Below are 22,967 nucleotides of genomic sequence, written 5' to 3'. Positions count from 1 at the left end.
ATCGCACATGACTGAGAGCACGTTTTCCCGAGGAGATGATTGGCCTCGTCTTCGAGGTGAGGCCGCAGTAGCGGTAAAGGAGCTTCTCGAGCAGCTCGAAGCGGGGGAGTCGGCACAGGACACATTCGACGCCTACCTGCGGGCGAAGTCACTTGCCGCTGATGCCATGCAGGCTCGGATGCGACAGTATCTGCCCGAACGTTGCGGGACTTTCCACGATTTGCGCGAGAGGCTCGGCACGGAGATCGTCCGCCGCTACCGGGACGTGATCCCCGAAAAATATCTACGTGTGCCCTACGGAAGCAGGACGCACGAAGAACTCTTCGGCGTGCTCTTCGATGACAAGGGCGCCCCAGTACCCGCTGCAAGGCTTCGCATCGTGACAGCAGATTCCGTCCACACGGAGCGCCGAACCCGGGAACTGCGTGAGCTAGGACTCGACATCGACGCCACCAAGGCCAACGGTGAAGATGTTTATACTCTGAAATCTCTGGAGATCGACATAGAGAAGATTCGATCTATCGTCCGTAAGAACATGGAGAAGGACAAGGGTATCCCAGCCGATGAGCGGCAGCGTTACCTGGATGCGATCGAGCACTGACGGCGGATCCGACTTCGCTCCTCCAGTCCGGACAGTACGGGATTCATGACCAAACCACGCTGACCAACTGTGCAGGCGATGGCGACTCGAACGTTTGACGCGAAGATCAACGCTGGCGCCTGTGCACCGTTGACGGTGGATAAGCCGCAGATCTGCAAACGCACTTGAACCACGAACGCGTCAAATCCGTGGTTCTTGTGGCAGTTTGCCATGCGGAAGTGTCGGCTGCAGGGACCTCGATGGTGGGTGCGCGCTGTATCCGACCTCGTTGGCAAGGCAGTGCGCTCAGGGAGGAGAGCGGCACCGAGTGCCCAACGTCGGTCAGGGGGTCGGGGGCTGGCCGAGTGAACGCAGGTAGATGAGCGTCGCCTGAACTCGCCGATCGCCGTCGAGTAGCGGAAGTTTCGCGAAGATGGCGCCGATGTGTTTGCGCACAGCGGCTTCCGAAACCGTCAGCACCTCCGCTATGCCGGAGTTCGTCTTGCCTTCCGCCACCAGTGCGAGTACTTCCCGTTCGCGGGCGGTGAGGTCGGCCAGGGGAGTGTGGTGCCGGCTGGACTTGACGAGGGCTCGGACGACCTCGGGGTCGACGATCGTTTCGCCTGCGGCGACCCGGGCGATGGTGTCGAGGAACTGCCGGACGTGTCCGACGCGTTCTTTCAGGAGGTACCCCACCCCGGCGGTCGAATCATCGCCGAGTAAGTCGTCCAGGTAGGCGACGGAAACGTACTGTGACAGAACCACTATCGGTAGGCGTGGGTCGCGCCTACGGAGTTCGGCGGCGGCGCGGAGACCGTCGTCGGTGCCGTGCGGCGGCATCCGGACATCGGTGATCACCAGGTCGGGCGTGTAGGCCGCGTAGGCGTGAAGGAGGCCGGGTGCGTCGCCGACTGCCGCGCTCACCTCATGGCCGGCCGAGGCGAGCACACTCTCCAGCCCGGCGCGTAGCAGCGGGCTGTCCTCGGCCAGCACGATCCGTAGTCGAGAGGGTGGGGCTGTCACACTGTGCACTCCATTCGGATGGTGGTCGGTCCGCCGGGTGGGCTGGACACCGTCAGTTGTCCGTCCAGGGCCGCGAGGCGGCGTTGCAGGCGGTCGAGGCCGTGGCCGCCCACCATGTGGGCGCCGCCCGGGCCGTCGTCGGTGATGGTCACAATCCACTGTGTACCGGTGTGGGTGCCGTGGAGGTCGACTCGGGTGGCGTCGGTGTGCCTGGCGACATTGGTGAGGGATTCGGCGGCGAAGACGTAGGACATGTGCTCGACGGCCGGTGGTAGCCGGCTTCCCGGGCCGGATGCGTCGTCGAGGTCGATGCGGATATCGAGTGGAAGATCCGCCGCGAGATCGATCAGGGCCGGACCCAGTCCGCGCTCGGTCAGGACCCGGGGCGAGAAGCCGCGCAGGACGGCCCGCAGTTCGCTCAGGATTTCGTCGACCTGCCGGTGGGCTTCGGCGGCGACGCGGCCGGTGGGTCCCTGCGCATCCTGGGATTCGGCCAGGCCCAGGGTCATCGACAGGGCGACGAGGCGATGCTGGACCCGGTCGTGCAGTTCGGATTCGAGGAGTTCGCGCTCGAACCCTTCCGCTTCCAACAGCGCGGAACGGGAGTTCTCGATTCGGAAGGCTTCGCGCTGCCAACGGTCGGCGTCGGGGGCCAGTAGTAGCGTCCGGGCCACCAGCGCTTCGAGCGCCGACCAGGCGCTGAGCAGTACCAACAGCAAGATCGCGGCGACGAACCCCGCGCCTGCGCAGATCCATGCTTCCGTCGGCTCGTCGACCACCCAGGGACCGAGGTCGAAGTAATCACTCCGGACCAGGCGCGGCGCGGCGAGCAGGACCGCGGCGACGATGAAACCGAACACTGCCAGGCAGCACACCGCACCGCCGAACACAGTGGTGGCGACGAGGTAGGTGGCGTGCCGGGCGCTGGGCAACCGGCGCTCGGCCGCGTCGGCCCGCACCCGGGCGGCGGCGTGGTCCGCGGTGTCGGGGTCGACGAGTCGGAGCCGAGCGCAGTGAAGTCGCAGCATGGGCTCCCACAGGGCGGCCCGCAGATCGCGGGTCAGCCCGAGCAGTACTACCGGCACGAAACCGACCGCCGCGGCCGCCGCGAGGACACCACCGCAGAATACGGAGAGCAACGCGCGCCACGGCCAACGGGAGATGAGGAAACGCGGGCCGGTCCGGAGTGCGGACCTCACCGCGGTCACCGCCGGACTCCGGTCGTCGTCGCCGGTTGCCTGCGCTGTGGGCCGCCGCGCTTCGTCGCTACGACGATCCACGCGACCACGGGCGAATATGCTGCGCACATCAGCAGAGTAGTGGCGGCGCCCGACGGGTCGGCGGTACCGGCGAACAGTTCCAGTCCCAGCGCCAGCACGAGGTTGCTCCCGCCGTGCAGCAGAGCCGGCGGCCATACCGAACCGCTGCGCGTCCACAACCAGCCGATCACGAACTCGAGCTCGATCGACAGCGGCAACCACAGCAGCATGGCGATGAACGCGTCGGCGGCGGAACCACCCGCCCCGAGATACCCCACCCAGGGCAGCGGCCAATGCCACACCCCCCAGATCGCGCCGGTCGCGAATGTGGTGAGGACGGGGCGGCCGGGCACCAGACGGTCGCGCAGATAGGTGGTCCAGCCGAATTCCTCACCGAAGAAGATCGGCGCGGCCACGACCGGGATGATCGGCGCGAGCGCCAGGAACAGCACATGACCGGAATCGAAATCTCCGGCCTCGGGACGCCACATACCCAGCACCAACGCCAGCCCGAGCGCGAGGGCGAGAACACCGATCGGGAGCAGTGCGGCAACCAGGTACGACCGCCACTGGCGGGTGAGCCGCAGCCGCAAACCGGCATCGGCGAAGCCCTCGCGGGTGATCCACCGCCGGGTGCAGATCGCGGCGAGAGCGGGAACGAAAGCCCCGGTGAGCAGCTGGACCACCGGATTGTCGAGGGAGAATCCGACGGCTCCGGCGATTCCCCACGGAATCCACGCTCCCGCGAAGGCGAGTATGAGGAACCAGAGAATGCCCCGGTGCCGTGTTCGGGTGCCGGACCCGAGCGGCTCCCGATCGGTCAACGCTGTTGTCATGCCCTTATTACAGAGCGGCTGCCGCGGGAAGTCGGTGGTGAACGGGACCGTTTCGTGGTCGCGTACGCGCTACCACGGAATCGACGGCCGCGGCCATGTCCTTATGGGATTGCCCGGCAAGCCGCACCGTGTCCCAGGAGTTCGACGGTGGCCCTTCTATGACCACCCCGGTGGACAGGTCTCGCATGACGACGTGGTCGGTCGAATCGGGCCCCGAGGAGTGCCCCGGTCGCGTCGTTTCGGTGCGCCGCCACGCGCAGTAACAGCCGTTTTCCGTCGTCGCGGGGATTGCTGCGGACCGGGGACGAGGGCAGGCGGGGTTCCGCGCGGGTCGGCCACTCTGCCGAATGTGTGGGCGGCGGCCCGATCATTCGGGTCCGCCGCCCGCTTCTCGCCATTCACGATCCGCCGTTCTAGCCGTGACGGGCGTTGTCGCCGGTCAGTGGCCTTGTGGGTCCGTGCGGGACAGCCGCACCGTGCCCGCCGCGAAGATCGCCACGCAGACCACCGCGAAGTAGATCAGTGACCCGTTCTGCCCGCCGAACATGCTCTCGATCGTCGCCAACTGCCCCACCCCGAGCTCCCCGTTCTTGAACGGCGACAGCTGTTGCAGGGTCACGCCGAGATCCCCCGGGACGAAGGTCACGAAAACCTCCACCCCGAATTTCCACAGCAGCACGATCATGACCACCAGCCCCGGCTTCGGGATCAGTGCCGCCACTCCTAAGCCGAGCGCGGAGATCAGCAGTGTGTAGACCGGGACCCCGATCAGCAACTGGACCCCGTCCCCCGAGAACACCTCGACCCGGCCCCAGATCCCGGGGAACACCTGCGGAAATGCCCACAGGACCAGGAAGGTGACGACGGCGGCGGTGATCGCGGCGATCACGCCGAAGACGATGAGTTTGGCGACCGGGAGGATCCAGCGGCGGGTTTGGATGCCGAAAACCGTTTCGATCGTGTTGTCCTTGAATTCCGCGCACAGTGAGGAGACCCCGCCTGCCATGAGGATGAAGGACGAGAACACGAGAACCCAATAGGCGGCGTTGTCGGTGTCCATTCCGCCGGCGCCGTTGAGGGCATTGGATTCGGTGGCCTTGGCGATACCGAAATTGATGCCCAGCGGGATCGCGACGGCGAGAGGGACTATGGCGTACCAGATCGGGCTGCGCCAGGAAATTTTCGCGAGTTCGCTGCGGACGGCACGCACGAGATGGGTGGCGATCACCGGGCACCTCCGGTAGCGGCGTATTCGATGCTGTCCTTGGTGATTTCGATGTAGGCCGCTTCCAGCGGGCGTGGGCCGGACCCTGCCGTCACCAGTTCGTCCTTACTCGTATCGGACAGCACTCTGCCCTTGCCCATGATGACCACGCGGGTGCCGGTGATCTCGACTTCGGTGAGATTGTGGGAGGCCACGAGCAGGCATTTGCCTTCGGCGGCCAGGCCGAGGAGTAGTTCGCGCAGCCAGATGATGCCTTCGATGTCCAGGCCGTTGGCGGGTTCGTCGAGGACCAGGGTTTTCGGGTCGCCGAGCAAGGCGGAGGCGATGCCCAGGCGTTGCAGCATGCCGTAGGAGAACTTGCCGACGGGGCGTTTCGCGACCCGGTCGAGGCCGACGCGGTCCAGTGCCGGGCCGATATTCGAGGCGGGGAGGCCGCCGAGGCGGGCTTGCCAGCGGAGATGTTGTTCGGCGGTGTGCCCCGGGTTCCGGGCGAAAGCGCCGAGGCCGAAACCGATTTCGGTCGGGGTACTGCGGAAGTCGCGTAATCCGCTGCCGTTCACCGAGATCGTGCCGGAACCGGTGCGGGCCAGGCCGGCGATCATGCGCATCACCGTGGTTTTCCCGGCACCGTTCGGGCCGAGCAAATAGGTAATCGAGCCCGGCTCGGCCTCGAAAGTGACGTCGTCGACGGCGAGTTTCTCACCGAAGCGTTTGGAAACGCCCCGAACGCTGATCATTGGGATTCCTGGGTGACTGGTGCCGGAAACCGCCGGGAAACGAAGTCCCGGAGATTGTTTCGGAAATGGGTAACCCCCCGGGCGGAGCGGTCCCGGATCGAATGATCCATGGTCGCTCCGCCCGGGTGTGTCCGAACTCAGTAGCCGAAGGAGGGGTTACCCTGGCACTGCATTTCCTGGCAGGTGGCCTTCCAGTCGAACTTCCACAGGCCGCCCTCGCGGATGTAGTGGTAGAGGACACTCTGTGCGGGGAACCCGGCCATCACGCCGTGCACGGTGACGGACATGGTGTTGCCGGAGATATCGACCGGTGCGATGGCACGACCCTGGATGGAGAAGAAATCCATGGTCTTGCTGCCCTCCATGACCCGTTCGAGGGCGGGGCGGGCGGACGGCCCGTTGTAGCTCACTTCGATCTTGGGTTCCATGGCGATATTCGGGTTCCAGAACGCGGCGAACTGCTTCTCGATCTGCGCCAGGCTCGGGACCTCGTCGCGGACGTAGAGATCCGAGGTCTGGGAGGCCCGGATGGAGAAATCGGCCGATGCGGGGTGCGCCAGGCCGAATCCCATGAGCGCGGTGAGAATACAGACAGTGGCGATTCTGATGAATTTGGACATGACGGCCCCTTCTAAGACCAACCTGCGAAGCGATGCGACGGCGGCGATGTTCGCGAGGACGCGTACCTCGTCCGCCGGCGCGGCCCGGGTGGGGGAACGCAGGGCGAAACCCACTCGGGTAATGCGAAACGCTAGCGATCGGCCTTAGGTTAGTCAATCCTAAGTTCCGGATCGGGTTCAGACCACGACCGGGAGGGTGCGATGTCCATTGGTGACCAGGCTCGGGGCATTGCCGAGGGCGGCGGGGTCGGCGGCCAGGCGCATCTCGGGGAAGCGCGCGAACAGGGCGGGCAGCGCGACCGCGGCCTCGAGCCGGGCCAACGGGGCGCCGAGACAGTGGTGCACGCCGTGCCCGAAGGCCATGTGGTCCTTGGACTGCCGGGTCGGGTCGAAGGTGTCGGGGTGGTCGGGATGGACCCGCGGGTCACGGCCGGCGCCGGCCAGCCCGGCCAGGATGGCGTCGCCCTTGGTGATGCGGTAGCCGTCGGACAGATCGATGTCCTCCAGGGCGAAGCGCATCGGCATATGGGCGATCGGAGGTTCCCAGCGCAACGTCTCCTCGATGATCTCGGTCCAGTCGAGCTGCCCGTCGAGTGCGGCGATGCGGTGCTCCGGATGGGTGAGCAGGGCGTAGACGGCGTGATCGAGGAGATTGGCGGTGGTCTCGTGGCCGGCGACGATGATGAGCAGCAGGGTGTCGCCCAGCTCCTGCTCGCCGAGTTTCGAACCGTCCTCGTCGTGGGTCGTCATGAGGATGGTGGTGAGATCGTCACCGGGGTTGCGGCGCTTGTAGTTCAGCAGTTCGTGCAGGGTGGTGTAGAGGCCGGCGAAATTGGCCTGGGCCTGCTCGGGGGTGAGCGTGGTGTCGAGGGTGCCGCCGGCGTAGGTGCGCAGGGCGGCGGACAATTCGGCGGGCACGCCCATCAGTTCGCCGATCACCCGGATCGGGAGGGCGCAGGCGAAACGGTCGCGCAGGTCGACGGGCCGATCGGCCGGGGTGGTGGCGATATCGTCGAGCAGTTCGGCGGTGATCGCCTCGATCCGGGGCCGCAGCGACTGGGTCCGGCGGTGGGTGAAGGCCGGCGCCACCAGTTTCCGCAGCCGCCGGTGGTCGTCGCCGTAGGCGGTGAGCAGATTGGATACCGCGACCCACGGCCACATCACCCAGTCCTGCGGGATCTCGCCGGTATGCATGGCGGGCCAGTGCCGGTGAGCGTCCTTGGAGACCCGGGGATCGGTGAACAACTTCTCCAGCAGCTCGGCGTCGATCACCGACCAGGCGGGCACGCCGCCGGGGAGTTCGATCCGGGCCATCCGGCCGCGGGTACGGATCCGATGGATCTCGGTGTGGAAATCGGCGCCTGCGGGGTCGAGGACCAGCGGTTCGGTCTGCGACTGCTCCGGGGTCATCGGGGTGCTCCTGTCATCAGCGGGGTCAGGGGAGCGGACGGGGGGAACTGCACCGGGAGCTCGCTCAGGGCGTGGTGGAACAGTCCGGGGCGCCAGGTGAGCTCCTCGGCGGGGATCGCGAGCTCGATCTCCGGCAGGGCGTCGAGCAACTGGTCCACCGCCTCACCGGCGATGATGCGCGCGATGTTTTCGGCCATGCAGGCGTGACTGCCCTGGCCCCACGCGAGATGGGAGCGGTTGCCGATCCGTTCGCCGCCACCGATCTTCGGGTCGGTGTTACAGGCGGCGATGCTGATCACCACCGGCTGATCGGCCGGCAGCCAGGTGTTTCCGATGAGGATCGGCTGGCGCGGGTAGGAGGTGCAGAAGTTCGGCAGCGGCGGATCGGTGAACAGCACCTCGTCGATCGCGTCGCGGGTCGACAGCGAACCGCCGAGCATATGGCTGCCGAACCGTTCGTCGATGAGCATGAGCCGCAGGGTGGTGGTGATCAGTGAGGTGGTCGGCTCGGTACCGGCGGCGTACACCAGGGCCGCCTGCTGCACCATCTCCATATCGTCGAGCCCGGATTCGTGCTGCATCATGTACGAGGTCACATCGTGGGCCGGGCAGGTGCGCGTTTCTGTCCGACGACCTCCATCAGTGCCCCGGCGAAACGCGTATTGCCTTCGGCGGCGCTCTCCGCGGAGGTGCCGTCCAGAATCGCGGCCATACCCTCGAACGCAGTATGCCCGGCTTCCGGTGACAGGCCCATCAGTTCGGTCAGCGTGGCGAAGGTCAGCGGGAACGCGTACTCGGTGCGCAGGTCCGCGGTGCCGGTCTCACAGAAGTCGTTGATCAACGGGATCGCCAGCCGTTCGATGGTGGCGCGCAATTGATGCAGATCCACCGCCTCGAGACCCGCGACGATGGGCGAACGCAGGCGGAGATGCTCGTCACCGGCCGAACGCAGGGCATTGGGCCGGTACTCCATCATCGGCAGCAGCGGGCAATCCGGTGGTACGGTCTCCTGCCAGCGGCGCGGGTCGGCCGGGAAGTGGTCGGGGTCGTGCAGGATGCGCAGCGCGTGGCGGTATCCGACGACGAGCGTCGCGGGGACGTCCGGCGCCAGGTCCACCGGCACCAGCGCGCCGTACCGGCGCCGCATCTCCCGATAGGCGGCGGTGGGGTCGGCGGCGAACTCGGGTGCGTACAGCGGCACACGCTCGCCACCGGGTGCGAGAGGCGACCCCTGGGTGGCCGGACGCGTGGACGGAATCGACATGGTCACGTACTCCAAGCGGATCGATGGTTCGGTCGAAGGCCCCGATCACGGCCGGCGTCGGCGCACGGCGGCCCGACAAAGACTGCGGGCGCCCGGGACGCGTACTCTCGAGCGCTGTTCCCGACTCGGAACAATCACGGGGCGGTCCGAGTGACGGCGTACGGCGCCGGGAGCGGAACCGTCTTCGTCACCGGGAATTCGGGCCGGAGCACCGCGCGGTGGCGGGGCCGCCGGCCGTCGATAATCGAGGGCGGCCCGGCCGGGTGGGCGGGGTGCGCCGGATCGGCGCGACCTTTCGCGCACGGCGGGCCGGATGCTGCGGGGAGGAAGCCCGGCGGCAGGTGTACGGGGCCGGCGAGGTGCGATGGGCGCATCCGCCGCACCGGCGGTGGTCCGATACGCGGGAAGCGGGCTGCCGGCCGAAGGGGTCGCGCTCGCGGATCGCGGTGGCGCGCAGGCGGCCGTGGAGATGGGCCGGGCCGGGCGGCGGTGGCACGGCACGCTCCGGCACAACGAATCCCTCCCGCTTCGGCAGTCATGATCGTCGTGAATTGTAGTCCAGCACTGTGGGTTACGTGCGGCGAGCGGGCGCCGCAGGTCAGTGGACCCGGCGGTGGGGTGGCCCGTCCTCGTTTCGCATCACGGGTGGCCGATGGCCACCCGGCCGTTCCTGCTTCGCAGGCTGCCCTGCAACCCTCATCGGGAACGGCCGGGTGGCGCCGTGCGGTTGGACGGGCCGCACGGGGTCTCGGGCGGGGAGTGTCAACGACTGGTGTTCAAGTAGTCGCGCCACCCTCCGTATTCGGTGATATCCGTTGCGTCGCGAGCGGATTCGTAGTCGCAGGCGAAGCCGGTGACCCAGCGTCCGTCGTCCAGTTCCACCTTTCCCAGTGTCATCGGGGCCGGCAGATCGCTCAGGAAGGTGCCCAGGGCCGCCGGGGAGAGCCGGTACAGTTCGCCGGGCAGCGCCCGGCCGGCGTCCGCACCGACCCGGAGCATGCCGGGTTTGGGTGGTTCGGCGGGCAGTGCGACCATGCGGTACGCCGCCGAGGTGACCACCTCGCCGAGGAACCGCGCCTTCGCCTGTTCCAACTGGTGATGTAAGGGCAGGCCGCGTAGATGGGCGCCGACGACCAGAAGGTCGGTGCCGGTCCCGGTGAGCAGCGGGGCGGGCGTGTCCAGCAGCTGGGCGGCCAGATCGATACCCACCTGGTCGGCGAACTTCGGAGTCACCAGCATGACGCCGAACGGATCGCCCGCCGCGGTCTCCTCGCCCGGTACCGCGACCGCGGCCAGGTCGAGAAGGTTGCAGAAATTGGTGAAGGTGCCCATCCGGCTGTTGATCGCCACCGGTTCGGCGGTGACCGCGGCGAGGGTCGGATGCTCGGTGGTGGTGGGCAGGAGCAGGGCGGGATATTCGGCGAACAGCCGGCGCGCGGCGGCGGCCGCGACGGCGAGACGGCCGAGGTCGGTGACGTATTCGTGGGCGGCGGGCCGCGCCGCGCCAGCGACGATCCGCGCGACCACCGGATCGGCGCCCTCCGGTTCCCCGGCGAGGAATTCGCCTATCGCGGCGTAGCGCTGGGCCACGATGGCGCCGTCGTAGAGGAGTGTCGCGGCGTCGAGCAGTTCGCCGATATCGACCGTGGCGACCTCCCCGCCGCCGGCCCGCCAGCGCGTGACGGTGGCGTCGAAGGCGGCGCGGTAGGCGGGGGAGAGGGCGGTCAAGTTGTGGTCGGCGGGGACCGCGAGGGTGGTTCGGGCGGGCGTGCCCAGGGGAGTGTCGGCCGGCCAGGTGCGGGAACGGGGGTCGGCGGGGTCGGGGCCGATCATGGCGGCGGTCACCTCGGTGGCGAGCGCCAGATCGCGGGCGAAAATGGTGACCGCGTCGTAGTCGGGGCAGGCCGGGGCGACACCGGTGGTGGAGACCAGCCCGAGGGTCGGTTTGATGCCCACGACCCCGTTGAGCGCGGCCGGTACCCGGCCCGACCCCGCGGTATCGGTGCCCAGTGCCGCGTCGACCATGCCGAGTGCGACGGCGACGGCCGAGCCGGAGCTGCTGCCGCCGGAGACACGGTCGGGGAACAGGGCGTTGCGGACCGCGCCGTACGGGCTGCGGGTACCCACCAGTCCGGTGGCGAACTGGTCGAGATTGGTCTTGCCGAGGACGAGCGCGCCCTTACCGATCAGCCGGGCCACAGCGGGAGCAGTGTGCTGCGGCGTCCTACCGAAACCCGGGCAGGCGCAGGTGGTGGGTATTCCGGCGACGTCGATATTGTCCTTGACCGCGAGGAGCACCCCGGCCAGCGGCAACCGCTCGCCCCGCGCGAGCCGGGCGTCGAGCGCGGCGGCCTCGGCCGCGACCTCGGCCTCGGTGCGTAATGTGATCCAGATTTCGGGGCGATCGTGTTCGCGGATCATCCGGTAGGCACGGGTGACCTTGTCGGCGACGCGTACCGGCGTATCCATCGCCGGTTCCGCTAGCGGTAGTTGCTCCATCGTCATGCCGCTCCTTCGGTTTCGACGGCGACCAGAGGGGCGCCGGTGGTGACCTGGTCGCCTGCCGCGACCGTGATCGTGTGCACGGTGCCGGAGACCTCCGCGACCACGGGCAGCTCCATCTTCATGGCCTCCAGCACGAGCAGGGTGGTGCCCGCCTCGACGTACTCGCCCGCGGCCACCTCGACCCGCCAGACATTGGCCATCATGGGCGCCGCCGCGATATGGGCGCCCGCGGGTAGGTCGAGATCCTCGGCGGGTTCGGGTTCGACGGCGAGATCGGCCCGGTCGCTCAGTTCGCCGCTGGCCTCCCATCGCTGCCGTTCGGCGGTGAACGCGGCCGGCCGGTATTCCTCGGTGGCGGCGATATTCCCGGCGTTGTCTCGTAGGAACTCCAGGTGGTCGGTCATGGCGAATTCCCCGACGCTCGTGCGCATCTCGTACCGGCCCGCCGCCATATCGGCGCGCAGGTCCAGCAGTTCCCCGGCCGCGACCGGATACCAGCTGATGCGGTCGAAGAACCGGAACAACCACGGCTTCCCGATCTCGAAGGGAGCCCGCTGGCGGTACCCCGACCAGATCGGGACGGTGCGGCCGACGAGCTGGTAGCCGCCGGGGGATTCCATACCGTAGACGCAGAGGTACTTGCCGCCGATACCCACCGCGTCGGACGGGGTCCAGGTGCGGGCGGGGTTGTATTTGGTGGTCACCAGCCGGTGGCGGGGGTCGAGCGGGACGGCCAGCGGCGCGCCGAGGTAGACGTCACCGAGACCGAGCACCATGTACTGGGCGTCGAAGACGATATCGCGTACGTCGTCGACACTGTCCAGCCCGTTGATCCGGCGGATGAACTCGATATTGGACGGCAGCCAGGGGGCTTCGGCGCGGACACCGCGACCGTAGCGTTCGATGGCCTGCCCGATGGTGGGGTCGTCGAAGGACAGCGGAAGTTCGATATGGCGGCTCGGGACCCGCAGATCGGCGGTATCGGGGATATCGTCCTCGAATTCACCGAGCAGCCGGACCACCGTACGCTGATCGATGACATCCGGGTCGAAGTGCAGGTGCAAGGAGCGCACCCCGGGGGTGATATCGATCAGGCCGGGGATGGACGCCTGTTCGAGGCGCTCGCTCAGGGCGTGTACCCGCATCCGCAGCCCGAGATCGAGTTCCCTCGGGCCGTACTCGATCAGCACATTGTCGTCGCCGCCGCGCAGGTATCTCACCTCGGGCGTGCCGCTTCCGGCGTCGCGGCGGCCCAGGACGCCGTTGTCCTGCTCCCGCGAGCCGAGGAGTTCGGGGGTGGGGCGGCCGCGGCCGCGCAGCGCGGATGCGGAACGGAACGCGCCGGTGCGGTCGTCGCCGACCGGGACGAAACGCACCTGGTCACCGGGGCGCATCTGACCGAGTTTCCAGCGGTGCGCGGAGATCACGGTGAGCGGGCAGGCGAAACCGCCCAGACTGGGACCGTCCGGGCCGAGCAGGATCGGGGTGTCGCCGGAGAGATTGAGCGCGCCGACGCTGTACGGGCAGTCGTGCAGATTCGAGGGGTGCAGGCCGGCGTCGCCGCCGTCGGTCCGCGACCAGGTCGGTTTGGGGCCGGCCAGGCGCAGGCCGGTGCGGTTGGCGTGGGCCTGTACCTGCCAGGTGGCGTCGTAGAACTGGTCGATATCGGCGGGGGTGAAGTAGTCGGGGGCGGGCTGGGGCCCCTCGCCGACACCGACGTACCAGATGTGGCCGAATTCGGGGCGTTCGCCGGCCGGGATCGGCGTGGGCTCCAACAGGCCGCCCGCGTCGGGTTTGAGGCCGAGGATGTCGCCGGTGGCCACGGCGCGGCCGGTGATACCGCCGAACCCGCCGAGGGTGAAGGTCGCGGCGCTGCCGTGATAGTCGGGGGCGAGGATGCCGCCGCGGACGGCGAGGTAGGTGCGCAGGCCGGTGTCGTGGGGCGCGCCGATATCGAGGACCGAACCGGCGGGGACGGTGACCGGCTCCCACATGGGGACCGGCCGATCGTCCACGGTGACGGGGGCTTCGGCGCCGGTCACGCAGACGACGGTGGTGTCGGTGCAACGGATCCGCGGACCCAGCAGCGTGGCCTCCAAACCGTTCTCTCCCAGCGAATTCCCGACTGCGTGGTTGGCGAGCTGGAAGGACAGATCGTCGAAGGCGCCCGACGGTGGGATACCGACATTCCAGAGTCCGAGGCGGCCGGGGAAGTCCTGGATGGTGGTGGAGACACCGGCGCGCAGGATCTCCAGGCGGGGACGGATGGTGGCCAGGCTGCCGAGGGTCGCGGTGGTGTGCCGGGCGTCGAGCATAGGGGAACTGGTGGCGGCGGCGCGCAGCTGCGGCAGGTTGGTGGTGATCCCGAACATGCGGGTCTCGTCGAGTGCGGCGCGTAGACGGTGCAGGGCCTCGGGGCGGCTCTCCCCGGTGGTGATGATCTTGGCGATCAGCGGGTCGTAATAGGGGCTGATCTCGGTACCGGTCTCGACCCAGGTCTCTACCCGGGCCGCCGCGGCGGGGATCTCCACACCGGTGAGGGTGCCCGCGCCGGGCCGGTAGTCGTTGCCGGGGTCCTCGGCATAGACGCGGGCCTCCACCGCGTATCCGGTGATCGGCGGGCCGGAATCGGGGATCTCGTCGAGGAACCCGGCGTCACCACCCGCCAGGCGCAGCATCCACTCGACGATGTCCACACCGGTCACGGCCTCGGTGACCGGATGCTCCACCTGCAACCGGGTGTTCACCTCGAGGAACGAGGCCTCCCCGCGGTCGACGTCGTAGATGAACTCGACCGTCCCGGCGGAACGATAACCGACGTCACCGAGCAGTTTCCGGCTCGACTCGAGGAGTTGTTCGCTCACGGTATACGGGAGACCGGGGGCGGGTGCCTCCTCGATGACCTTCTGGTTGCGCCGCTGCAGACTACAGTCGCGGGTGCCCAGGGAGACGGCCCGACCGCGGCCGTCACCGAAGATCTGCACCTCCACATGGCGGGCGCGGGCGACGAACCGTTCCAGGTACACCGCGGAGGAGCCGAAGTTGTTCTGCGCCAGGCGGATCACCCGCTGGTAGGCGTCGGTGAGTTCGCCGGGCCCCGCGCATGCGGCCATCCCGATACCGCCGCCGCCCCCGGCCGCCTTGAGCATCACCGGGTATCCGACCCGCTCGGCCTCCGCCAGTGCTTCGTCGAGCCCGGTGAGCAGACCGCTCCCGGCAACCAGCGGCACACCCGCCGCCGCCGCGGCCCGGCGGGCACTGTGCTTGTCGCCGAACAGCCGTAGGTGCTCGGCGGCCGGCCCCACGAACGCGATCCCCGCGGCCTCCACCTCCGCCGCGAAACCCGCGTTCTCGGAGAGGAACCCGTAGCCGGGGTGGACGGCGGTGGCGCCGGTGGACAATGCCGCCTCGATCACCGCGTCCGCCCGCAGATACGACTCGGCGGCCGGGGCGGGGCCGAGCCGGACCGCGCGATCGGCCATCCGCACATGCCGCGCACCCTCGTCGGCGTCGGAGAACACCGCGACCGTCTCGATCCCCAGCCGCCGGGCGGTGCGCAGGATGCGGCAGGCGATCTCACCGCGGTTGGCGATCAGCAGGCATTCGGGCAGCGGCGTATGCAGCGGTGTATACAACTGCGGGGCGGTCTCGGTCACGGTCGATCCTCTCGGCGTGGACAGTGCGGCTACCGGAGTAGCCGGGAATATCAGGTCTTGGTAGCGCGGGCCATCCGGGTCAGCTGGAGCACCTGACCGGCGCGGTCGGCCACCACGCGGCGGGACTGGTCGATATGGGCGAGAAGCTGCGCGCGGGCGCCGGTGAGATCACGGTCGAGGACGGCCTCGCCGATGGCGATGTGTTCCTCGATGGTCGCGAGCATGCGGTCGGGGGTCAGGTAGTCGAACATCCGGACAGGGCGTATCCGGGCGTTCACGGTTTTCAGGGCATCGGTGAGGGCGTGGTTGCCGGAGGAGTCGAGCAGGACGGTGTGGAACTGTTCGTCGGCGGCCACGAAACCGGCATCCGGGTCCGGGGGCGCGGTGCGGAAGGCGCGCCAGCGGTCGATCTCGGGTCCGAGGACGGCCCGGTCGTGGCCGAGTTCCGGATCGTCGAGGACGCGGGCGATGCCCTGCACCTCCAGGGTGATCCGCAGCTCGTAGTAGTCGCCCAGGGTGTCCAGGCGCGGCCGGTAGGGGAACAGTCCGGCGTCGTGGCGCTCCACCAGACCGTCGGCCTGCAACCGGGCCAGCGCCTCGCGGACCGGAGTGCGCGAGACACCGTAGCGTTCGGCCAGCCGTTCCTCGCCGAGCCGTTCCTCCGGTCCCAGCGCGCCGGACATGAGTTCGTCGCGCAGCGACTTGTATACGGCGTCGCTGCGTGATTCGCGTTTACCTCGTGGTTCCGTCACGACGCGCAGCCTAGAGAGTCATGGCGGCGCGAACGGTTTCCACTGCTCCGGCACCGCCCTCCCCGGTAGAGGTGACCCGGCCGCTCTCCAGCACGTAGTACCGGCTCGCGGCCCGCAGCGCGAAACCGATGTGCTGTTCCACCAGCAGCACCCCGAGCCCGCCACGGGTCACCAGTTCGGTGATGGTGTTCTCGATCTCGGCGACCACCGACGGCTGGATGCCCTCGGTGGGTTCGTCGAGGATCAGCATGCGCGGTTCGGTGATCAGTGCCCGCGCGATCGCCAGCTGCTGGCGCTGCCCACCGGAGAGCAGCCCGGCCCGGCGGTCGAGCAACTCCTTCAGCGCGGGGAACAGATCCAGCTGTTCGTCGATCAGTGCCCGGCCGCGTTTGCGGCCGTCCGCCACCACTCGCAGGTTCTCGGCGGTGGTGAGATGACCGAAGCACTGCTGCCCCTGCGGGACATAGGCCAATCCGCGTTTCACCCGGGCGCTCGGCCGCAACCCGGTGATATCGGCTCCCTCGAATCGGATCCTGCCCCGGTGGGTACGCACCAGACCGACCGCCGCGCGCAACAAGGTGGTTTTACCGGCGCCGTTGTGGCCCATGATTGCGGCCACACCGTCGGCCGGTACCTCTATCCCGGCCCCGTGCACGACCTCGGTGCGGCCGTAACCAGCATGAACATCGATGAGTTCCAGCATCGCGGTCACCCTTCGCTCTCGTCGGCGATACGCGGCGAGCCTGCGCGGTCACGGGAGGTGATCGCCCCGCGGTGACCGTTCGACGCGGGCGACTCCCCGGCGTGGTCACGTCGTGCCGCGGCCGCCGGATCCGGTTCGCCCACGCCGTCCTGCTCGGCGGCCGCCGCGGTTCCCAGATACGCCTCCTGGACGGCCGGATCGGCCTGCACCTCGGCCACCGTCCCCTCGGCGAGGACCGCGCCGCGAGCCAGCACCGTCACCGAGGTGGCGAAACTGCGCATGAAGTCCATATCGTGTTCGACCACCACGACCGTGCGTTCGCCGCCGATGCGGCGCAGCAGGTTCCCGGTTTCCTCGCGCTCCTCCTGGCTCATCCCGGCGACCGGTTCGTCCAGCAGCAGTACCGAGGCATCCTGTACCAGGAGCATGCCGATCTCGAGCCACTGTTTCTGGCCGTGGGCGAGCGTCCCGGCGGGTCGGTCGCGCAGCGCGGTGAGACCGATGGTCTCCAGAGCTTGTTCGATCGACGCGGAGACCGCGGCCGGCCGGCGCCGCAGCATGGTCCACAGCGATCGTCCGGCGCCCGCGGCGATATCGAGGTTCTGCAGTACCGACAGTTCCTCGAATACGCTCGCGGTCTGGAAGGTGCGGCCCACGCCCAGCCGGGCGATCCGGTGCACCTTCTTGCCGAGCAGTTCGACCCCGGATTTCTGCACCGATCCGGTGGCCGGGACCAGACCGGTGATCGCGTCGATCATGGTCGTCTTCCCGGCGCCGTTGGGGCCGATGAGGAAACGGAGATCACCCTGGAAGAGCGTCAGGTCCACATTCGACACCGCCTTGAACCCGTCGAATTCGACGCTCAGCCCGCGGACCTCGAGGTAATCGCTGTGCATACCGGCGTTTCCGCCGGTCACCGGAGCTTTCACGGTGGTTGTCTCGGTCATGTCGACACTCCTACCGGGGTAGCGGCTGCGGGGTCCGGCGTCCGAGTGGGCGGCGGATCCGCCTGTTCGTCGCCACGGCGTTTCCGCCGCAGCAGGGTCACCAGGCCCGCCAGACCGGCCGGGAAGAAACCGACCACGACGATGAAGAGGATGCCCTGCGCGTACACCCAGCCGGAGGGGAAGTTCTCCGACAGGCCGGTCTGCGCCCAGGCCACCGCGATCGCGCCGAGTACCGGGCCGAGCAGGGTGGTGCGTCCGCCGATGGCGACACCGGTCAGGAACGCGATGGAGGGCACGATCCCGATATCGGCGGGGGAGATGATCCCGACGATCGGCACGAACAGCGCGCCGGCGATCCCGGCGAACAGCGCCGCCACCGCGTAGGCGACGACCTTCGCATTGGCCGGGTCGTAGCCGAGGAAACGCACGCGTTCCTCCTGATCGCGGACCGCGACCAGCAGTTCGCCGTACCGGCTGTACATCAGCTGCCGGGTCGCCGCGACGATCACCAGCAGGGTGGCGGCCGCGATGAAGAACAACAGCCGCCGGTTCACCGGGTCGTTGAGCGCCAGCCCGAAGAAACTGCGGAACCGGTTGAGCCCGTTGCTACCGCCGGTGGACTGCTGACCCACCAGCAGGATGGCGAAGGCCGCGGCCAGCGCCTGCGACAGGATCGCGAAATAGGCGCCCTTGACCTTGCGTTTGAATACGCCCAGTCCCAGCAGCACCGCGACCAGCGGCGGCACGATCAGAATGCCGAGTATCGTCAACACCGGCGAGGCGAACGGCACCCAATAACCGGGTAGCTCACGAATCCCGGCGATCTGCATGAAACCCGGGACATCGTCACCGCGCAGCTGCGCGTCGGAGATCTCGAGATGCATCGCCATGATGTAGGCGCCGAGGCCGAAGAACACGCCCTGTCCGAGGGTGAGCATGCCACCCCGGCCCCACGCCAATCCGATACCCACCGCGACGATGCCGAAGCACAGGAACTTGCCGAGCAGGTTGAGCCGGAAGTCCGAGAGCACCGCGGGCGCCACCGCGAACAGCAGTACGGCGGCGACCGCGAAGCCCGAATAGACCTTCCAGCGGGTGGTGAGGAATTCCCTCATACCAGACTCCTCGACCGGATCGTGAACAGTCCCTGCGGGCGGATCTGCAAAAAGACCACGATGACGACGAATACGATCACCTTCGCGACCGAGGCCGTGGTGCTGTATTCGATGAACGAGTTCAACAGTCCGAGCGCCACCGCGGCCAGGACCGCGCCGCGGATCTGCCCGAGCCCGCCGATGACGACCACCAGGAAGGCGTCCACCAGATAGGTGGTGCCGGTATTGGAACTGGTGGAGCCGATCAGCGTCAGCGCCACACCCGCCACCCCGGCGAGCCCGGACCCGATGAAGAACGTCGTGATATCGGTGCCGCGGCTGGAGATCCCGCTGGTTTCGGCGAGATCACGATGCTGCACCACGGCCCGGATGCGCCGGCCCATCGCGGTGTACTTCATCGTCACCGCGACAGCCGTCACGCACAGCACCGCGAGCAGCATGATGAAGATCCGCGTCTTGGGCACCACCGCGCCCAGGATCTCCACCCCGCCACCGAGCCATTCCGGGGTCACCACGCGAACCGCGGGCGCGCCGAAGATGTCCCGGGCCGCCTGCTGCAGGATCAAACCGACGCCGAAGGTCACCAGCAGGGTGTCCAGTGGTCTGTCGTACATCCGCTTGATCAGCGTCACCTCGAGGGCGACACCCATGAGACCGCCGACTCCGAAACCGATGAGCAGCGAGATGATCAGCGAGACCTCGGCGTTCGCCACCAGGTACTCCTGCACCGTGTAGGCGGTGTAGGAGCCGGCCATGATGAACGCGCCGTGGGCCATATTGATCACGCCCATCTGACCGAAGGTCAGCGAAAGCCCCAGGGCCGCCAGCAGCAGGATGGAACCCAGGCTCAAGCCGGTGAACAGCTGCCCGACCAGTGCTTCCACGAGATCAGCCCCCGAGTCCCTCGGCCCACGAGTAGCCGGCCAGGTACGGATCGGGTTCGACGGCCGCACCGGAATCCCAGACGCTGTAGATCAGGCCGTCGGGACGGATCTCGCCGATCCGGGCGGTTTTGGTGATGTGGTTGTTCTCGCCGTCGATGGTCACCAGACCCTCGGGCCCTTCGAAGGTGACCCCACCCGCGGCCTGCTGCACATCGGCGACCGCGAAGGACTGCGCCTTCTCCACGGTGTTCTTCCACAGATACACCGAGACGTAGGCGGCCTCCATAGGGTCGGAGGTCGGCTTGTTCGCGCCGTACTTCGCCTTGTACGCCTTGACGAACGCGGTGTTCTGCGGGTTGTCGACGGTCTGGTAGTAGTTCCAGGCGGTCAGCTGGCCGGCGATGTTCTGCACACCGATACCGCCGACCTCCTCCTCGGCGATGGACACCGAGACCACCGGCATATCCTGTGCGGTCAGGCCGACGTTCTTGTACTCGCGGAAGAACGCGACATTGGAATCGCCGTTGAGGGTGTTGAACACGGCGTCGGCGTCCGCCGAGCGGACCTTGTTGACGATGGTGGAGAAATCGGTGGAGCCGAGCGGCGTGTAGTCCTCGCCCTTGATCTCGATACCGTTGGCCTCGGCATAGGCCTTGATGATGCGGTTGGCGGTCTGCGGGAAGACGTAATCGCTACCGACCAGGTAGAGCGATTTCACGCCGCGGCCCTTCAGATAATCAAGGGCGGGCACGATCTGCTGGTTGGTGGTGGCGCCGGTGTAGAAGATATTCTCCGACGATTCCAGGCCCTCGTACTGGACCGGGTAGTACAGCAGCGCGTTGCGGTCCTCGAACACCGGCAGCATGGCCTTGCGGCTCGACGAGGTCCAGCCGCCGAAAACCGCGGCCACGCAGTCGCTGCTGATCAGCTTCTCCGCTTTCTCCGCGAAAACCGTGGGCTCGGAGGCGCCGTCCTCGCCGACCAGCTGGATCTGCTTGCCCAGCACGCCGCCGGCGGTATTGATCTCGTCGACGGCGAGCCTGATCGAATCTCGCACGGTGACCTCGGAGATCGCCATGGTCCCCGACAGCGAGTTCAGTGAGCCGACCTTGATATTCGGGCCCGCGGTGTCGACACAGGAGGTCGCGTTCGCGCCGGCTTGATCGGAGGCGGAGCTACCGCAGGCGGTGACCGCCAGCGCGGTCACGCACACCGCGGCCGGCAGCGCGAGAAGATTCCGGGCGCGCCGGCGCTGCCGACGGTTGCGGGTGTCGCGGGATACCGCACCTTTCCTGGGTTGTCCAGGGGTTTCGGTTCTGGCTGCATTCATGACCGTTCGGCCTCCACTCAGGAAAGGTCAGCCCGCTGACCAGCATGTATTCGGCGTTGTATACAGCGGCGTATACGAAGAATTACGGTAGGGAGGCTGTGTTTCGCCCACGTATCGCAGCGTGAAGCTCGAGTATCGATCGGCCGATGATCCCGGGCGGCACTGCCGAGAGCAGATCTGCCCACAGCAGCGCGCACTCCCGCTCGCGCGCCCGCTCCGGCAGCGTGGTGACCATGGCTCACGACGACAAATCCCCGCTGTTCGGCTGGCGTGCCCGCGAACAGCTCCTGGCCCGCCGCATCCTGGTTCTCGACGGCCCGCTCGACGACGACAACGGCACCCTGCTGGCGACCCAGCTGCTCACCCTCGCCGCCGAAGACGGCGAGGCCGGTATCTCGCTGTGGATCCATTCGCCCGGCGGGTCGGTACCGGCGATGCTGGCCATCCGCGATGTCATGCGGCTGATCCCGAGCCCGGTATCCACCCTCGCCCTCGGCTTGGCCTGTAGCGCGGGCCAGTTCCTGCTCTCCTCGGGGACGCCGGGTAGACGTTTCGCGCTACCGCACGCCCGGGTCCTGATGCACCAGGGGTCGGCCGGTATCGGTGGGTCCGCGGTGGACGTGGAGGTGCAGGCCGACGATCTGCGCTACACCGTGGAAACCGTGCTCGGCCTGATCTCCGCGGACACCGGGCAGCCCTACGAACGGGTCTACGAGGATTCCCTGCACGACCGCTGGTTCAGTGCGACCCAGGCGAAGGAATACGGCTTCATCGACCATATCGTCGGCGATTTCGCGCAGGTCGTCCCACAGCGCCAACGGGTCGGGATCTCCGCATGAGCGGCCGTGTCCGGCGCGGGGCGCGGGCGTGATCACAGCGACGGAGCGTGCGCGCGCCCATCCGGCGCGGCACGAGCGGGCCGTGTCCCGGAGTGCGTGACCGCGGAGAGCAGGAACCGGCAGCACCGGGCGCGAAGAGTCGACGACAGCCGCACCGAATACAGGGAGACCCCGATGAGCACCTATACGATCCCCAATGTGATCGCCCAGCATCCGCGGGGCGAACGGATCACCGATATCTATTCGCACCTACTCTCCGAACGCATCGTCTACCTCGGCACCCCGATCGATTCCGGGGTCGCCAACGCGCTCATCGCGCAGCTGCTGCACCTGGAATCGGAGAGTCCGGGCCAGGAGATCGACTTCTACATCAACTGTGAAGGCGGCGATCTGTCGTCGATGCTGGCGGTATACGACACCGTCCAACACATCGGCGCCCCGGTACACACCACCTGCGTCGGCCAGGCCATCGCGGTCGGCGCCGTGCTGCTCGCCGGGGGCGCCCCCGGCCACCGGGCGATGCTCCCGCACGCCCGGGTGGTGCTGCACCAGCCCGCGGCCCGCGGCCAGGGAGCGATTCCCGACCTCATTCTGCAAGCCGACGAACTCGTGCGTATGCGGGCGGAGATCGAAACGATCCTGTCCCGGCACACCGGGCGGCCCCCGGAGCAACTACGGCACGACACCGACCGCGACCGGGTGTTCACCGCGGCGGCCGCGGTCGACTACGGGCTGATCGATTCGGTGCTGACGCCGCGGAGTCCGGCTCCCGCCCGGTGAGCGGCGACCACGGCGGTCACGATCCCGCCGGTGAGCGGCGACCGAGGAGGGCACGGACCGCCGATCGGTCAGGCCGCTCGGAGCAGCGCGGTCGGTGCGGTGCCCGGCCGCCGGGTCGCCACGGGGAGACGCCGGGTCCGCAGCTCGTCGGCCACCTGCTCGGTGAGCGCGCCGAGGGAGGTGCCCAGAGCGCCCGCCAGCGCGGCGATCATCTCGCTGGAGGGTTCCTTGCGGCCGCGTTCCACCTCGGAGAGGTACTGCGGTGAAATGCCCGCGCGCTCGGCGGTTTCCGCGAGCGTTTCGCGTTTGTCGTTGCGTAGCATACGAAGTCGGCCGCCGAGGACCTCGCGCCACAGCGGCTCGGGCCGGTCCGCCGGCTGCCGGGGCGGACGTTCGGCGCGTCCACCGGGAATCGCCTGGAGTCTGCGGGGCTCGGTCATGGACAGAGCCTAGAACCCGGGTCCGCCGGTACGGGCGGATTACGCTATGGGCGTACATCCGG

At 68.1% G+C, this 22,967-nt stretch carries 21 protein-coding genes; 3 read left to right on the top strand and 18 right to left on the bottom strand.

Annotated features, from left to right (window positions below; genetic code table 11):
• The first annotated feature begins 7 nt into the window (after positions 1-7).
• Positions 8-601 carry a hypothetical protein gene (locus ACQPYS_RS21485; protein WP_433490597.1) on the top strand — a complete coding sequence of 198 codons (594 nt, stop codon included), beginning with the start codon at positions 8-10 and terminating at the stop codon, positions 599-601.
• A gap of 321 nt (positions 602-922) precedes the next feature.
• On the opposite strand, the gene ACQPYS_RS21480 is transcribed toward ACQPYS_RS21485, so the two are convergent.
• The 17 genes from ACQPYS_RS21480 to urtA all read right to left on the bottom strand — a co-directional run bounded on the left by ACQPYS_RS21480 (position 923) and on the right by urtA (position 20,846).
• Positions 923-1,603: a response regulator transcription factor gene (locus ACQPYS_RS21480; protein ID WP_433490596.1), complete on the bottom strand. Its 681-nt coding sequence runs from the start codon at positions 1,601-1,603 to the stop codon at positions 923-925.
• Positions 1,600-2,802 (bottom strand): sensor histidine kinase, encoded by a 1,203-nt coding sequence (locus ACQPYS_RS21475; RefSeq protein WP_433490595.1) that lies wholly within the window; start codon positions 2,800-2,802, stop codon positions 1,600-1,602. The genes ACQPYS_RS21480 and ACQPYS_RS21475 overlap by 4 nt, the downstream gene beginning before the upstream one ends.
• A 5-nt stretch (positions 2,803-2,807) precedes the next feature.
• Positions 2,808-3,698 carry a CPBP family intramembrane glutamic endopeptidase gene (locus ACQPYS_RS21470; RefSeq protein WP_431940423.1) on the bottom strand — a complete coding sequence of 297 codons (891 nt, stop codon included), beginning with the start codon at positions 3,696-3,698 and terminating at the stop codon, positions 2,808-2,810.
• Positions 3,699-4,137: 439 nt separating this feature from the next.
• Complete coding sequence (locus tag ACQPYS_RS21465; RefSeq protein ID WP_433490594.1) at positions 4,138-4,926, bottom strand: ABC transporter permease; 789 nt, start codon at positions 4,924-4,926, stop codon at positions 4,138-4,140.
• Positions 4,923-5,660, bottom strand: a complete 738-nt coding sequence (locus ACQPYS_RS21460; protein ID WP_433490593.1) for an ABC transporter ATP-binding protein — start codon at positions 5,658-5,660, stop codon at positions 4,923-4,925. The genes ACQPYS_RS21465 and ACQPYS_RS21460 overlap by 4 nt, the downstream gene beginning before the upstream one ends.
• A gap of 137 nt (positions 5,661-5,797) precedes the next feature.
• Positions 5,798-6,280: a hypothetical protein gene (locus ACQPYS_RS21455; RefSeq protein WP_433490592.1), complete on the bottom strand. Its 483-nt coding sequence runs from the start codon at positions 6,278-6,280 to the stop codon at positions 5,798-5,800.
• A 177-nt stretch (positions 6,281-6,457) separates the two neighbouring features.
• Positions 6,458-7,690: a cytochrome P450 family protein gene (locus ACQPYS_RS21450; protein WP_433490591.1), complete on the bottom strand. Its 1,233-nt coding sequence runs from the start codon at positions 7,688-7,690 to the stop codon at positions 6,458-6,460.
• Entirely contained in the window at positions 7,687-8,274 is a 588-nt protein-coding gene (locus tag ACQPYS_RS21445) for a hypothetical protein (protein WP_433490590.1), read from the bottom strand. Before ACQPYS_RS21445 ends, ACQPYS_RS21450 begins: the two co-directional genes overlap by 4 nt.
• Positions 8,275-8,282: 8 nt before the next feature.
• On the bottom strand, positions 8,283-8,969 hold the full coding sequence (locus ACQPYS_RS21440) for a hypothetical protein (protein WP_433490589.1): 687 nt from the start codon (positions 8,967-8,969) through the stop codon (positions 8,283-8,285).
• Between the two features lie 747 nt (positions 8,970-9,716).
• A complete protein-coding gene (gene atzF, locus ACQPYS_RS21435) occupies positions 9,717-11,459 on the bottom strand; it encodes an allophanate hydrolase (protein WP_433490588.1) in 1,743 nt (580 codons plus the stop codon).
• Complete coding sequence (gene uca / locus ACQPYS_RS21430; RefSeq protein ID WP_433490587.1) at positions 11,456-15,115, bottom strand: urea carboxylase; 3,660 nt, start codon at positions 15,113-15,115, stop codon at positions 11,456-11,458. Before uca ends, atzF begins: the two co-directional genes overlap by 4 nt.
• A 50-nt stretch (positions 15,116-15,165) precedes the next feature.
• Entirely contained in the window at positions 15,166-15,867 is a 702-nt protein-coding gene (locus ACQPYS_RS21425; RefSeq protein WP_433490586.1) for a GntR family transcriptional regulator, read from the bottom strand.
• 10 nt (positions 15,868-15,877) lie between these two features.
• The gene (urtE, locus tag ACQPYS_RS21420; RefSeq protein WP_433493098.1) at positions 15,878-16,570 is read right to left on the bottom strand and encodes an urea ABC transporter ATP-binding subunit UrtE; all 693 of its coding nucleotides are present in this window, start codon (positions 16,568-16,570) and stop codon (positions 15,878-15,880) included.
• Positions 16,571-16,575: 5 nt separating this feature from the next.
• Entirely contained in the window at positions 16,576-17,517 is a 942-nt protein-coding gene (gene urtD / locus ACQPYS_RS21415; protein WP_433490585.1) for an urea ABC transporter ATP-binding protein UrtD, read from the bottom strand.
• On the bottom strand, positions 17,514-18,632 hold the full coding sequence (gene urtC, locus ACQPYS_RS21410; RefSeq protein WP_433490584.1) for an urea ABC transporter permease subunit UrtC: 1,119 nt from the start codon (positions 18,630-18,632) through the stop codon (positions 17,514-17,516). Before urtC ends, urtD begins: the two co-directional genes overlap by 4 nt.
• On the bottom strand, positions 18,629-19,516 hold the full coding sequence (gene urtB, locus ACQPYS_RS21405; RefSeq protein WP_433490583.1) for an urea ABC transporter permease subunit UrtB: 888 nt from the start codon (positions 19,514-19,516) through the stop codon (positions 18,629-18,631). Before urtB ends, urtC begins: the two co-directional genes overlap by 4 nt.
• 4 nt (positions 19,517-19,520) lie before the next feature.
• On the bottom strand, positions 19,521-20,846 hold the full coding sequence (gene urtA / locus ACQPYS_RS21400) for an urea ABC transporter substrate-binding protein (protein WP_431940412.1): 1,326 nt from the start codon (positions 20,844-20,846) through the stop codon (positions 19,521-19,523).
• 233 nt (positions 20,847-21,079) lie between these two features.
• Between urtA and ACQPYS_RS21395 the strand changes: the two genes are divergently transcribed.
• Positions 21,080-21,685, top strand: a complete 606-nt coding sequence (locus tag ACQPYS_RS21395; RefSeq protein WP_433490582.1) for a ClpP family protease — start codon at positions 21,080-21,082, stop codon at positions 21,683-21,685.
• 174 nt (positions 21,686-21,859) lie between these two features.
• Positions 21,860-22,465 (top strand): ClpP family protease, encoded by a 606-nt coding sequence (locus ACQPYS_RS21390; RefSeq protein WP_433490581.1) that lies wholly within the window; start codon positions 21,860-21,862, stop codon positions 22,463-22,465.
• Between the two features lie 68 nt (positions 22,466-22,533).
• On the opposite strand, the gene ACQPYS_RS21385 is transcribed toward ACQPYS_RS21390, so the two are convergent.
• The gene (locus ACQPYS_RS21385; protein ID WP_431940409.1) at positions 22,534-22,905 is read right to left on the bottom strand and encodes a helix-turn-helix domain-containing protein; all 372 of its coding nucleotides are present in this window, start codon (positions 22,903-22,905) and stop codon (positions 22,534-22,536) included.
• Positions 22,906-22,967: the final 62 nt, after the last annotated feature.

The organism is Nocardia grenadensis (assembly GCF_050942415.1).
GTDB lineage: Bacteria > Actinomycetota > Actinomycetes > Mycobacteriales > Mycobacteriaceae > Nocardia > Nocardia grenadensis.
The sequence above is the reverse complement of the archived record's forward strand: the minus strand, read 5'-3'. Positions and strand labels throughout refer to the sequence as shown.